We start from the raw sequence: 13,977 nt of genomic DNA, 5'->3' as shown, positions 1-13,977 counted from the left end.
AATGATTAATTCTCTTTCCAAAAGCTTCTGGTGAAGAGCAGCAGCACGGTCATAATCTCTAGTCGGCCCATCAGCATCAGCGGACAGAGTATCCATTTGATGTAGTCTGGAAGGATAGACCATGACATTACCGGACCTATCTGCGTGCCCAGCGTAGGGCCGACATTGCTGACACAACTCAGCGCTATGGTGATAGCGTTGGTATTGTCGATGCCAGCCACAATCATGATGGTGGCGGTGACCAGCGTCATGAGTATGGTGAGCGTGAAGAACGCAAACAGTGCCACCAGCTTAGACGGGGGAATGCTGGTGCCGTTGACCTTAACGGGAAGAACGGCGTTGGGGTGCAGACTCTGACGGAAGTTGTTGCGTATCACCTTCAGCAGCATCACACCTCGGATGCACTTAAAGCCTCCGCTAGTGCTGCCGGCACAGGCGCCCAGATACATGACGACGCCTAGAATTACCCACGTGATGTGGGGCCATGCGCCTGCATCGTCGTTGAACATACCCGTGGTCGTGATGAACGAAACCACCTGGAACAAGGCACTGCGGAAAGCATGTTCAAGGTCATAGCCCATGCGTGTCAGAAGCAGATACATGATCCATAGCGTGGCACCAACCACGACACTGATATATAGCTTGAACTCGGAATTCGTAAATAGGGCCTTCACTTTCATCTTGATAAGGCTGATGTACAGCAGGGTGAAGTTGATACCCGACAGGAATTGGAACGCGATGGAGATATAGTCGATGGTGGGTGAGTGGAAATACTCCGTACTATCGTTGTGGATGGCAAATCCACCCGTAGCGGTTGTCGTCATGGAGTAGTTCAGCGCCTCAAACCAGTTCATGCCGGCTGCCCAGTAAGACAGGCCGCAACCGAAAGTGAGAATGAGATAGATGCTCCAGATCCATTTGGCTGACGTGGTCAGTCGGGGGTGCATCTTGGCCTTGATAGGTCCAGTAGCCTCGGCGGCAAACACCTTGACGCTACCGCCAACCAGCGACGGCAGAATGGCTATGGTGAAGAAGACGATTCCCAATCCGCCAATCCATTGCGTCAGGGAGCGCCAGAATAAGATGGCATGTGGCAGCACTTCCACATCATCTAAGATGGAAGCGCCAGTAGTGGTGAAACCCGATGTGGACTCGAAAAACGCATCGGTTACACTGGGAATGCACCCATGTATGAGGAAAGGAAAAATGCCAAAGATGGAGAACACAACCCATGCAGCGGTGACAACGAGATAGGCATCTCGTCGGCTCAAGCTGTTGTCGGCATTGCTGCCAAAATAAAGAAAGATGAATCCGCTGGCAAAGGTGAGCAGCATTGAGAGCAGAAATGCCATCAGGTCGTCCTCGTGATAATAGAACGAGATGAGTGCACAGAGCGACATGAACAGCGACTCTATGAACAGCAGTGAGCCTATAATCTTGCTGATGATACGGAAGTTTACCATATCGAGTTGTTCTTGAAGTACTTTTCTATTTTGTTCAGTTTCTGTTCGTGGCAGAACACCATGACGGTGTCGCCAGCCATGATCTGCGTGTTACCATTCACCAACATGCCTTTGCCCTCACGGACGAGTCCACCGATGGTGACACCGAAGGGCAGACCGAGATCTTTCACCACGTGGCGGGTCACCTTAGAACCCTCAGACGCAATGAACTCGGCAACATCGGCTTCGACCATCATCAGTGAACGCATGTTTCTGACATCTGCTTTCAGCATCATCTGGAAGATATGGCTGGCTGCTACGGTCTTCTTGTTGATGATGGTACCGATGTCCAGGCTCTCGGCCATGGAGACGTAATCCAGGTTCTCAACCATCGCCACGGTCTTGCGAACGCCTAACTTCTTAGCTGCCAGACAGGCCAGAATGTTGGTCTCGGCATTGCCCGTCAGCGCTACAAAAGCCTGCGTGTGCTTGATGCCTTCTTCGTTGAGAAGGCCAAGGTCGCGACCATCACCGTGGATGACCATCGCGTCTGACTCGCTCAGCAGCGTGTTCAGTCGCTCGCAACGTTCGGCAGAATTCTCGATAATCTTGACGTTCATATTGTCGGGCATGGCCAAAGCGGCTCTGACGGCAGTCTTTCCGCCGCCCATGATGATGACATTATGAACATCTTCATAGTGCTCTTTGCCTACAATCTTTCGGATATAAGGGATATAATCCTGTGTGGTCATGAAGTAGGCCAGGTCATAAAGCTGCAGCTCATCGAAACCACCAGGGATGATGGTCTCGTCGCCGCGCTTGATGGCAACGATATGATAGGGGTCGTCAGGACCGCAGAGGTCCTTTAATGGCTGGTTCAAGATCTCGCAACCTTCGCGCAACTTGATGCCAAGCATCACCAAGGCACCATCGTGAACATCCCATCGCTGACGCACCCACGACATCTTCAAACCTGTAATGATGTCGCGTGCAGCCAGCACCTCGGGATAGACCAGCGAGTCAATACCATGGTCGCGGAAGAATGGTTGGTTTTGTGGAAGCAGGTATTCATAGTTGTCGATTCGTGCCACCGTCTTCTTGGCACCCAAGGCATGAGCCAGCATACAAGCATTGATGTTGCGACTCTCGTAGCGGGTGACGCCCACAAAGAGGTCGGCACTGCCTGTGCCAGCATCTTTCAGTGTCTGAATACTGGTTGGTGAGGCACAAATAGCCATGATGTCATAGGTGGAATCAATACCTCCCAGGCGTTCCTCATCATCGTCAATGAGTACGCAGTCGTGATTCTCCGTAGAGAGTAATCTTGAAAGGTGCTTGCCAACAGCACCTGCTCCAGCAATGACTACTTTCATTTTAATATCTCTTTCTTAATACTTTCGTTGTCGATGCCCACAATCTCTCGCAACTGCTGGATGGTGCCGTGCTCTACGAAAGCATCGGGAAGACCCATGCGGGTGATCTGTGGTGCATAACCGTGATCGCTCATCCATTCCAACACGGCACTGCCAAGTCCACCGTTGCGCACACCGTCCTCGATGGTGATGATGCGCTTGAACTTCTTTCCCACTTCGTGAAGCAGGTTCTCGTCGAGTGGCTTCAGGAAACGCATGTCGTAGTGGGCCACAGACTTAGTGCTGATAGTGTCGATGACCTGTGCTACATCATTACCAATAGGACCAATGGTGAGCACAGCCACATCGCTACCATCGCGCAGCTTGCGACCTGTGCCAACGGGAATCTCTTCCAATGGGCAACGCCAATCAACGATGACACCGCGACCGCGTGGATAGCGGATGACAAAGGGGCCTTTGTCAGGCAACTGTGCCGTGTACATCATCTTGCGCAACTCGTGCTCGTTCATGGGCGAACAGATGGTGAGGTTGGGGATGGGACGAAGGAAGGCCAGATCGAAGGCACCATGGTGCGTAGGACCGTCTTCTCCCACCAGACCGGCACGGTCAAGACAGAGCACGACGGGCAACTTCAGGATGGCTACGTCGTGAATGACGTTGTCGTAGGCTCGCTGTGCAAACGCACTATAGATGTTGCAGAAGGGTACCTTGCCCTCTTTGGCCATACCGGCAGAGAACGTGACGGCGTGGCCTTCGGCAATGCCTACGTCGAACATGCGTTCGGGCAGTTCCTTCATGGCGATGTTCATCGAACAACCTGTGGGCATGGCTGGCGTGACACCGATAATCTTATCGTTCTGCTTTGCCAGCTCCAGCAGTGTATGTCCAAAGACATCCTGGAACTTAGGCGGCATGTTCTCGGTGTCGCCACAGATCAGTTCGCCAGTTTCCGGATCGAACTTGCCGGGCGCGTGCCACACGGGCTTATAGTTTTCGGCAGGTGCATAGCCGTGACCTTTCTTGGTGTGAAGATGGAGCAGCTTTGGACCCTTCATGTCTTTCAGCTGGCGCAAGATGCGAACCAGCTCTTTCACGTTATGACCATCGAAAGGACCAAAGTAGCGGATGTTCATGCCTTCGAAGATGTTCTGCTGCTCAGAGATGACGCTCTTCACAGCATTCGAAAGGCGGATAAGTCCTTGCTTGCGGGCTTCGCTAAGCAGTCCGTTGCTGGCCAGCCAACGGGCTGCCCGGAAACGTAGTGCATTATAAGTCTCGTTGGTGCTGAGGCTCAACAGGTACTCCTTCATGCCACCCACCGAACGGTCGATAGACATGTCGTTGTCATTGAGGATAATCAACAGGTCGTTGGGAATCGAAGACACATTGTTCAGTCCTTCGAAAGCCAGACCGCCACTCATGGCACCATCGCCAATCACCGCCACAACGTGACGACTGTTTTGCGAAGCCACAGCCATGCCAAGGGCTGCAGAGATAGAATTTGAAGCGTGACCACAGATAAACGAGTCGTATTCACTCTCCTCGGGCGAGGGGAATGGCTTGATACCACCCAGTTTGCGGTTGGTAGAGAACTGATCGCGACGACCTGTCAGGATTTTGTGTCCGTATGCCTGATGGCCCACGTCCCAGACAATACGATCCTCGGGCGTGTTGAACACATAATGGAGTGCTACAGTCAACTCAACAACACCCAAACTGGAAGCCAAATGTCCTGGGTTCACCGATAGCTCGTTGACAATATCTTGTCTTAGCTCTGAACAGAGTTGTTGCAATTTGTCAGTGCCGAGCGAACGCAGTTGACTTGGATTGTCTATTGTGCTAAGTATTTCAAGTTTATTTTGTTCCACGATTTAAGTGTAATCCTTTTATGCTGCAAAGTTACAAACATTCAGGCATATATCAAAACGAAAGGTACTTTTTTTTCTCTCTGTGACAATAAAAGTAAGGGATATTCTTGGCGGGTTCGTTTAATTTTTCTATATTTGCAGGCAGTTAAAGCTAACCTGAAACTGAAGTATGAAGTACATTTCACTGTCAACCAATGAAGAAAGACGATTGTCGTTCTACCTGGCCATGGAAGAGTATGTGGCTCGCCACTTCCAGGACGATGATATGTTCTTCATGTGGCGTGTGGCGCCAAGTGTGATTTTCGGTCGTAATCAGGTGATGCAAAACGAGGTGAATATGGACTACTGTCGGAAACACCATATTCATATATACAGACGCAAGAGTGGGGGCGGCTGCGTGTATGCCGACCGCGATAATCTGATGCTGTCGTTCGTTACTTCGGGCGACAACGTGCCTTTCAACTACCATCGTTTTATGGAGATGATCTTGCTGGTGCTCAGAAAACTGGGCGTCCAGGCCACCAGTACGCAGCACAACGACGTGATGATTGGCGACAGGAAGGTGAGCGGTACCGCTTTCTATCAGTTGCCCGGACGTTGTATCGCTCATGCCACTTTGCTCTACGACACTAACATGGACCATATGCTCAACGCCATTACCCCCAGTGCAGATAAGTTGCAAAAGAAAGGCATCGCGAGCGTGCGGCAACGCATCACGCTACTGAAGGATTATACGTCGCTGACGGCAAATGAGCTGTTTGACTTCATCAAAGCTACGCTCTGCTCAGAGGAAAGTTGCCTTTCGCTCGAAGATATCAGCAGAATAGAACAAATAGAAGAGGGGTACCTGCGGGATGAGTTTATCAACCGAATACTTTAATGATAACAATTAACTATAAAACTTAAAACAATGGCTATTAGACAAGAAACAGAAGAACAGGAGAAAAAGACGTGCCTCTACAAACGTCATGTGGCAGAGGGCGCCTATATGACTCCGTTTGCAGGCTTTATCATGCCTATTCACTACAAAGATATACAACTGGAACACAAGGCCGTGCGGAATCAGTGCGGACTCTTCGACGTCAGCCATATGGGCGAGGTCACGGTGAAGGGTCGCCAGGCAGAGGCTTTCGTGCAGCATATTTTTACGAATGATATTGCAGGAGCACCCATAGGAAAGATCTTCTATGGCATGATGTGCTACGAGAATGGCGGTACGGTGGATGACCTGCTGGTGTATAAGATGGGCGAGAACGATTTCTTCCTGGTCATCAACGCTGCCAATATTGATAAAGACTGGGCGTGGATTCAGCAACAGGCAGACGGCTTCGATGTGGAGCTGGCCAACAAGTCTGACTATTACGGCCAAATTGCCCTGCAGGGCCCCGAGTCTGAGCACGTGATGGAGACGGTGCTGAACATTCCTTGTCGCGAACTGAGTTTCTATACGGCAAAGACGATGGGCGATGTTATCGTTTCGCGCACCGGTTATACTGGCGAGGATGGCTTCGAGGTCTATGCGTCGCATGCTTATATTCAAGAGTGTTGGGATAAGCTGATAGCAGCAGGGGTTCAGGCTTGCGGATTGGGCTGTCGAGACACATTGCGCTTTGAAGTGGGACTTCCGCTTTATGGCGATGAACTATCGGAAGATATCTCGCCTGTGATGGCAGGACTAACGATGTTTGTGAAGTTTGATAAGCCTGAGTTTATCGGACGTAGTGCGTTGCTGAAACAGAAAACGGACGGTGTGGCACGCAAACTGGTGGGCATCGAACTGAAAGATAAAGCCATTCCTCGTCACGGCTATCTGGTGCTGAAGGATGGTGAGACGATAGGCGAAGTGACGACGGGTTATCATGGCATTTCTGTTGATAAGAGCATCTGTATGGCCCTTATCGACAGTCGATATGCAGCGCTGGGAACAGAGGTCGAGATTCAGATTCGTAAAAAGACCTTCCCCGGTGTAGTCGTGAAGAAACGTTTCTATGAGAAGCATTATAAAAAGTAAAAAACCTTAAAACTAAAAACGATTATGGCAAAAGTGATTGAAGGACTCTACTATAGCGAGTCTCACGAGTATGTAAAGATTGAAGGCGAGTTTGGCTATGTTGGTATCAGCGACTATGCTCAGCATGCGCTTGGCAACGTGGTGTATGTAGATATGCCCGATGTTGATGATGAAGTGGAAGCAGGTTCTGAGTTTGGCGCTGTGGAAAGTGTTAAGGCTGCCAGCGATTTGATCGCTCCGGTGACTGGCGTTGTCGTAGAGAAGAACGAGGCACTCGATGATCAGCCAGAACTGCTCAACCAGGATCCTTATCAGAACTGGATTATCAAGGTGGAACTGTCGGATAAGACCGAGCTCGACAATCTGATGGATGCAAAGGCTTATGCTGCATTCTGTGATAAATAATACATATCATAAGAGACTATGCATAAGTATTTTCCCCATACGGAAAACGACCTGAAAGACATGCTCGCCAAGGTGGGCGTGTCTTCTCTTGAGGATCTCTATGCGGAGGTGCCTCAAGAGATTCGTTTTCAGGGCGACTACCAGTTGCCTTCAGAGATGAGTGAGCTGGAGGTCAGACAGTTGTTTGAACGACTGGGGTCGCAAAACAAGCAGTTGGTGTGTTTTGCGGGTGCTGGTGTCTATGACCACTACATGCCGTCGGTGATCCCCAACCTGTTGCAGCGCTCTGAGTTCCTGACCAGTTACACGCCTTATCAGGCAGAGATATCGCAAGGCACGCTGCACTACATCTTTGAATATCAGTCTATGATGGCCGAACTGACCGGCATGGACATCTCGAATGCCTCGATGTATGACGGAACCACGGCTACGGCAGAGGCGGTGATGATGGCGGTGGCTGCTGGCAAGAAGCAGCGTAAGGTGCTTGTCAGCGAGACCGTTGATCCAAAGACCGTTGACGTCGTAAAGACGTATGCTCACTTTCATGGCATTGACATTGAGATGATTGCTGCCAAGGAGGGTGTCACTGACCTTGCTGCCATGCGCTCTCAGTTGTCTGCAGGTGATGTGGCTGGTGTGGTGGTTCAGCAACCTAACTATTATGGTATCATCGAAGACTATACCGGTGTTGCCGATGCTGTTCACGAGCAGAAGGCTCTCTTTATCATGAATAGCGTCATTGCCGACCTGGCTCTGCTGAAAACACCGGGCGAGTGGGGTGCCGATATTGCTGTAGGCGACGGACAGTCGCTGGGCATTCCCATGCAGTGGGGCGGGCCGTATGTAGGCTATATGTGTTGCACCGAGAAACTGATTCGTAAGATGCCTGGACGTATTGTCGGCAAGACACTCGACAATCGCGGACAACGTGCCTTTGTATTGACGCTGCAGGCTCGCGAACAGCACATCCGTCGTCAGAAAGCAACGTCGAACATCTGCTCTAACCAGTCGTTGATGGCGCTTTTCGTCACCATCTATTGTTCGCTGATGGGCAAACAGGGATTGAAAGAGGCGGCAGAGCTGAGCTATGCCGGTGCTCACTACCTGTGTGATGAATTGTTGAAGACGGGCCGCTTCTCGCTGGCCTACCAACAGCCATTCTTCAATGAGTTTGTGGTGCGCTACGATGGTGATGTGGACGCCTTGCAACATCGACTGCGGGAACATGGCATCTTCGGTGGTGTTAAGGTGGACGACCATCAATTGATGTTTGCCGTTACTGAGAAAAGAACAAAGGAAGAGATTGATAAACTGATAGAACTGCTATGAATAATCGATTATACGGAAACTTGATTTTCGAACTTTCACAAGAGGGGCGTCGTGGCTATTCTCTTCCTAAGAATCGTTTTGGCAATTATGAACTGCCTGCTTCTATGAGGCGCGCTGAGGATGCTCTGTTGCCAGAATGCGACGAGATGACGGTGGTGCGCCACTATACCAATCTGTCGGCAAACAACTTTGGCGTGGACAATGGCTTCTATCCGCTAGGTTCTTGTACGATGAAGTACAATCCCAAGATCAACGAGGAGATGGCTGCTCTGCCACAGTTCTCGGGCTTGCATCCCTTGCAGCCTGCAGAGACCACACGTGGCGCTGAGGCTATTTGTACCTTGCTATGTAAGTCGCTTTGTGAGCTCACTGGTTTGCATGCCTTCACGTTGAAACCCTTTGCAGGCGCCCATGGCGAACTGACGGGACTGATGGTGATTAAGAAATATCATGAGAGCCGTGGAGACGAGAGTCGCCGATTGGTCATCGTGCCCGACTCGGCTCATGGCACCAATCCTGCCAGTGCCGCTGTTTGCGGTTTGGAGATTATCGAGGTGAAGTCTCTTTCTGATGGAACCGTCGATGTGGAAGCCTTGAAGGCATTATTGGCGGAACACGGACCAGAGGTGGCTGCTATGATGATGACCAATCCCAACACGTTGGGACTTTTTGAACGTCAGATTCCTGTCATCCAAAAGATGGTTCATGATGTGGGCGCACTGATGTACTATGATGGGGCCAACCTTAATCCTATGTTGGGCGCAGCCCGTCCGGGTGATATGGGCTTCGACGTGATGCACATCAATCTGCACAAGACGTTCTCTACACCTCATGGCGGTGGCGGACCAGGTGCAGGACCTGTAGGCGTGCGCCAAGGTCTGGAATCGTTCTTCCCCAACGTGTCGCCCTATCACGGAAACTTTGCTGTGGCCATGCGTGCCTATGCCTATATCCTTTCGTTGGGTCGCGAGAATGTAAAACTTGTGGGTCCTTTAGCGACGCTCAATGCCAACTATATCAAGGAATGCTTGAAGGATGTCTATGAACTGCCAATCGAAGGCCTGTGCAAACACGAGTTTGTGTTCGATGGATTGAAGGATAAATCAACAGGTGTCACCACCATGGATGTGGCCAAGCGACTGTTGGATTATGGCTATCATGCGCCAACCATCTATTTCCCGTTGCTCTTCCACGAGAGTCTGATGATAGAACCTACCGAGAACGAGTCGAAGGAAACGATTGATGGCTTTATCCGTGTGATGCGCCAAATCGCCGAGGAAGCCAAGACCGATCCGGAACTTGTGAAGTCGGCACCTCATAACACACCGATCGGACGAGTAGATGATGTGTTGGCAGCCAAGCATCCCATCACAACTTATCGTCAACTCAAGGCAGATCTTTCATAACCATCTCATTTTGCAATTCCCATGAACGAATCAGATCTTATCATCATCGGTGCAGGTCCGGGTGGCTACCGTGCCGCAGAATATGCTGCCAAGCAAGGACTGAAGGTCGTAATCTTTGAAGATGCAGAGGTTGGAGGCACCTGTCTTAATGTGGGCTGTATCCCCACGAAGGTTTACGTGCATAGCACAACCTTTGACGAGGCTCGCGAGCGCATGCCACAGGTGGTGTCGCAGTTGCAGAGTGGGGTAGAAGCCATCCTCTCGCATCCCAATATCACCCTGGTACGTGAGAGAGGTACCTTCGTAGATGATCATACCGTCAACGACTATACGGCTAAGAATATCATTATCGCCACCGGATCAGAAACGAAGTGGCTTTCTCTTAATGGTCTTGACGATCCGCGCGTGGTTGATTCTACGGGTCTTCTCTGTCTTGATCAATGTCCCAAACGTCTTGCTATTATCGGTGCTGGTGTCATTGGCATGGAGTTCGCTTCGGTGTTCAATCGTTTTGGCACCGAGGTCACGGTGATAGAGTTTCTAAAGGAATGTCTGCCTGCACTTGATAGCGACATAGCCAAGCGCCTGCGTAAGACCTTAGAGAAACAAGGTGTCACGTTCAAGATGAAGACAGCCGTAGAACATATCTCCGACATCGATGCCGACGTTGTACTGATGGCCACTGGCCGTAAACCGCGTACGTCTGGCCTCAATCTTGAAGCTGCAGGCATCACCCTCGCCCCTAATGGCGCCATCCCCGTAGATGCCCAAACGTTCAAAGTACAACATTCAACGTCCAATATCTTCGCCATCGGCGATGTGAACGGGCGCCAGATGTTGGCCCACGCAGCCGAGATGCAGGCTGTGCATGTGGTGAACCAAATCATAGGTCGTGCAGATGGCATCCGCTTCGACATTATGCCGGCAGCTATCTTCACGACGCCAGAAGCAGCTTGCGTGGGACCTACCGAAGACCAACTCAAGGAGCAAACTGTGGCCTATGAGTGCAGAAAGGCTTTCCATCGTGCCAACGGCAAGGCGCTCACCATGAACGAGCCTGATGGTATGCTAAAGCTATTCTGCGAGCCCAATGCCGGTCGCATCCTGGGTTGTCATGCCTTTGGCGCCCATAGCTCCGACCTCATCCAGGAGGTGAGCGTGCTGATGTGCCGCGACACCACCGTCAAGCAGTTGCGCGACATGGTTCATGTGCACCCATCACTCAGCGAAATTCTTCTTTCTGCAGCAGAATGACTTTTCTATAAGATGAGAATTCTGGTCATTATTTTTTAATTTTGGCCAGAATTCTTTTAATATTGGGCTTTATTTTGTACCTTTGCACGAAAATAGGAAGCAGAATGTTTAAACAAGACAAGCTTATCAACCTTCTTTTGGCACTCATGGTCATCGCCTTGTTGGGCATGTGTGTGATGAGCGTTGTAAACGAACAACAGTCTGTGGACAAAAGACAACATCTGACGGAACATGGCAGAGAATAGAAACAACAAGCAGGTCATTACCATGCGCATTGGGCGCGATACCCTTTCGTTTTCAAAACATCTTGAAGACGAAACTGTTATCAACGAACCCTTCATTGTGAAGAGCGGTGTGTCTATGGCTGCCAACCTGCGCGAGGCCTTCAAATCGTCAGAGTTGCTGGCCGAGGCCCAGGGCAAGGTGCGTGTACTGATAGACACCGATGTGCTGATGGTACCCATAGAACTGTTTGAAGAGGCCACGAAAGAGGATATGTTCTATCAGGCTTTTCCTTCCAGAAACCAGGAACTTGTTTATTTCAATGTGCTGCCCGACCTGAATGCTGTGGCGGTGTTCTCGATGAATCGCGACCTGCGTCTGGTCATTGACGACCATTTCAGTGATGTGACGCTGATGGTTGCCATGATGCCCGTATGGCGACAGTTGCACCAGCGCAGCTATACCGGTCCGCGCCATAAGCTGTATGGCTATTTCCACGAGAAGAAGTTGGATGTGTTCAGTTTTCAGCAGAACCGGTTTAAATACTGCAATGTGTTTGATGCTTCGCGTCTGAACGACTCGCTCTATTTCCTGTTGTATGTGTGGAAACAGTTGCAGTTGGCGTCTGAGACCGACGAGCTTCATCTCTGTGGCCATGTGCCCGAGGCCGACAAGATGGTTGCCGAACTGAAGAAGTACGTAAAGAATGTATATTTAGATGAGGATAATAACAGGTAAATACAAAGGACGTCATTTCGAGATTCCACGCACGTTTAAGGCTCGTCCTACGACAGACTTTGCCAAGGAGAATATCTTCAACGTGCTGATTCAGTATGTTGACTTCGATGAGGCCGTGGCTTTAGACCTTTTCTCTGGCACAGGCAGCATCACTTTGGAGCTGATCTCACGCGGTTGCAGTCAGGTGGTCAGCGTCGAGATGGATCGTGACCATCATCGTTTCATTACGGATTGTCTGAAGAAACTGGGAACAGACGTCTGTATTCCTCTGCGCGGCGATGTGTTCCGCTTCTTGAAGTCCTGTCATCAGCAGTTCGATTTCATCTTTGCCGATCCTCCCTATGCCCTCAAGGAACTGGCTTCCATACCTGACCTGGTCTTCGAGAAAGACATCTTGAAGCCCGATGGTATCTTTGTTTTAGAGCACGGCAAAGACAACGACTTCTCATCGCATCCTAATTTTGTAGAGCATCGCAGCTATGGAAGTGTGAACTTCTCGCTGTTTAAAGCACCGGAGAAATAAGTCTGCCGATAGACTCTCCTAAACGTGCCAGGAAATTGGGACGCATGCGTTTAGGTAGTGTTCGCAGTTCGGTGGTGAGTTTCTCGTCTTCCAGAAACACTTGTTTCATGCGGTGAGCCACCTCTTGGTTATAGACGAACATGTTTGCCTCGAAGTTGTTTTCCAGACTGCGGAAGTCAACATTTGTTGATCCGCAGGTGGCGATGCGGTCATCGCAAACCATGAACTTAGAGTGCAGAAATCCCTTCTCATAGAGTAATACTTTGACGCCGGCATCTACCATGTCTTTCAGGAAAGAACGGCTTCCCCATTCCACCAGTCGTCCGTCGCTATGTCTGGGTGTCATCAACCTGACGTCCACGCCAGCTGCTGCTGCCGTCTTCAGTGCAAAGAGGATGGCATCGGGTGGCAGGAAATAAGGCGTCTCGATATACAGATACTTCCGGGCAGACGAGATGATGTGCATATAGCCCTGCATGATTTCGGGATAGGCAGCTAATGGCTCGCTGGTCACCGTTTGTACGATGCAGTCTGCCGCCAGTTCTTTGTTGACCTCAGGATAGTAGCGGCGGTCGGTCAGCACCGTGCGGTCCACGAAATACCAGTCGATGAGGAAGGTGCGCTGCAAAGAATAGACACCGTTGCCTTCTATGCGCAACATGGTGTCGCGCCAAGGCCGATGTTTACGTCCTTTCACGTAGCGCAGGGCGATGTTCATGCCACCGATATAGCCCACCTTGCCATCGACGACAAATATCTTGCGGTGGTTGCGGTAGTTCACCTTGTTGGCAAACGAGGGTATGCGCACAGGCATGAATGGTTCTACCTCGATACCTTCCATTCGGAGCCGTTCGTAGAAGCAAGTTTTCACGCTCCAGCAACCCACATCGTCATACAGTATCCTTACTTTCACCCCCTGTCGGGCCTTGTCTATCAGTGCATCGGTGAGCAGACGGCCTAAAGCGTCGTCTTCAAAGATATATACGTCGATGTGGATATGGTCTTTGGCTGTGGCAATGTCGCGCAGTAAAGACAGGAAGAAGGCATAACCGTCGGTTAAGATGTCTATCTTGTTGTGGTTGAAGGGCAATGAAAAACTTTGGTTCACGAAGAGATTGATGAGTGGTGTCTCTGATTCAGGCAACTGCAGGCGCTCTTGCTCAACAAACTCTATCATGGCGCGCTTGGTGAGCTGGTCCATGGTGTGTCGGCTGGCCATTCGCTCCTTGCGGGTGTTGACGCCAAAGATGATGTAGGCCAGTAGTCCAACCAGCGGTATGAAATATATCACCAGTGCCCAAGCCATCGTTTTAGATGGCTGACGGTTGTCCATCAGCACGTGGAGTATCGTGATGATGATAATGGCTTGGTATAAAAGGATGATAATACTCGAGATTGACATAGGC

The 13,977-nt window shown here is 50.5% G+C and carries 13 protein-coding genes; 9 read left to right on the top strand and 4 right to left on the bottom strand.

Annotated elements, in window-relative coordinates:
• Positions 1–5: 5 nt before the first annotated feature.
• Genes T496_RS0104080 through dxs form a run of 3 tightly spaced genes read right to left on the bottom strand, consistent with a single transcriptional unit; the run spans position 6 to position 4,683 of the window.
• A complete protein-coding gene (locus T496_RS0104080; RefSeq protein ID WP_027449612.1) occupies positions 6–1,463 on the bottom strand; it encodes a TrkH family potassium uptake protein in 1,458 nt (485 codons plus the stop codon).
• Positions 1,457–2,815 carry a Trk system potassium transporter TrkA gene (gene trkA / locus T496_RS0104075; protein WP_027449611.1) on the bottom strand — a complete coding sequence of 453 codons (1,359 nt, stop codon included), beginning with the start codon at positions 2,813–2,815 and terminating at the stop codon, positions 1,457–1,459. Before trkA ends, T496_RS0104080 begins: the two co-directional genes overlap by 7 nt.
• Entirely contained in the window at positions 2,812–4,683 is a 1,872-nt protein-coding gene (dxs, locus tag T496_RS0104070) for a 1-deoxy-D-xylulose-5-phosphate synthase (RefSeq protein WP_027449610.1), read from the bottom strand. The genes trkA and dxs overlap by 4 nt, the downstream gene beginning before the upstream one ends.
• A gap of 169 nt (positions 4,684–4,852) precedes the next feature.
• On the opposite strand from dxs, the gene T496_RS0104065 reads away from it, so the two are divergent.
• The 9 genes from T496_RS0104065 (at position 4,853) to T496_RS0104025 (ending at position 12,571) form a co-directional block, all read left to right on the top strand.
• Positions 4,853–5,563 (top strand): lipoate--protein ligase family protein, encoded by a 711-nt coding sequence (locus tag T496_RS0104065; protein WP_027449609.1) that lies wholly within the window; start codon positions 4,853–4,855, stop codon positions 5,561–5,563.
• A gap of 30 nt (positions 5,564–5,593) precedes the next feature.
• Complete coding sequence (gene gcvT / locus T496_RS0104060) at positions 5,594–6,694, top strand: glycine cleavage system aminomethyltransferase GcvT (protein ID WP_027449608.1); 1,101 nt, start codon at positions 5,594–5,596, stop codon at positions 6,692–6,694.
• 24 nt (positions 6,695–6,718) lie between these two features.
• On the top strand, positions 6,719–7,099 hold the full coding sequence (gene gcvH, locus T496_RS0104055) for a glycine cleavage system protein GcvH (protein ID WP_027449607.1): 381 nt from the start codon (positions 6,719–6,721) through the stop codon (positions 7,097–7,099).
• 18 nt (positions 7,100–7,117) lie between these two features.
• A complete protein-coding gene (gene gcvPA, locus T496_RS0104050; protein ID WP_027449606.1) occupies positions 7,118–8,428 on the top strand; it encodes an aminomethyl-transferring glycine dehydrogenase subunit GcvPA in 1,311 nt (436 codons plus the stop codon).
• Positions 8,425–9,834, top strand: coding sequence for an aminomethyl-transferring glycine dehydrogenase subunit GcvPB (gcvPB, locus tag T496_RS0104045; protein WP_027449605.1), 1,410 nt, complete (start codon positions 8,425–8,427; stop codon positions 9,832–9,834). Before gcvPA ends, gcvPB begins: the two co-directional genes overlap by 4 nt.
• 21 nt (positions 9,835–9,855) lie before the next feature.
• On the top strand, positions 9,856–11,088 hold the full coding sequence (locus tag T496_RS0104040) for a dihydrolipoyl dehydrogenase family protein (protein WP_027449604.1): 1,233 nt from the start codon (positions 9,856–9,858) through the stop codon (positions 11,086–11,088).
• A 104-nt stretch (positions 11,089–11,192) separates the two neighbouring features.
• The gene (locus T496_RS14855) at positions 11,193–11,333 is read left to right on the top strand and encodes a hypothetical protein (RefSeq protein ID WP_155808333.1); all 141 of its coding nucleotides are present in this window, start codon (positions 11,193–11,195) and stop codon (positions 11,331–11,333) included.
• Entirely contained in the window at positions 11,320–12,048 is a 729-nt protein-coding gene (locus T496_RS13435; RefSeq protein ID WP_052342062.1) for a DUF3822 family protein, read from the top strand. The genes T496_RS14855 and T496_RS13435 overlap by 14 nt, the downstream gene beginning before the upstream one ends.
• The gene (locus T496_RS0104025) at positions 12,029–12,571 is read left to right on the top strand and encodes an RsmD family RNA methyltransferase (RefSeq protein ID WP_027449603.1); all 543 of its coding nucleotides are present in this window, start codon (positions 12,029–12,031) and stop codon (positions 12,569–12,571) included. Before T496_RS13435 ends, T496_RS0104025 begins: the two co-directional genes overlap by 20 nt.
• Here the strand turns inward: T496_RS0104025 and cls are convergent.
• The gene (gene cls / locus T496_RS0104020) at positions 12,552–13,973 is read right to left on the bottom strand and encodes a cardiolipin synthase (protein WP_027449602.1); all 1,422 of its coding nucleotides are present in this window, start codon (positions 13,971–13,973) and stop codon (positions 12,552–12,554) included. The genes T496_RS0104025 and cls overlap by 20 nt on opposite strands.
• Positions 13,974–13,977 lie beyond the last annotated feature (4 nt).

The sequence above is a fragment of the Xylanibacter brevis P6B11 genome, assembly GCF_000621825.1.
GTDB classification, from domain to species: domain Bacteria; phylum Bacteroidota; class Bacteroidia; order Bacteroidales; family Bacteroidaceae; genus Prevotella; species Prevotella brevis.
The sequence above is the reverse complement of the archived record's forward strand: the minus strand, read 5'-3'. Positions and strand labels throughout refer to the sequence as shown.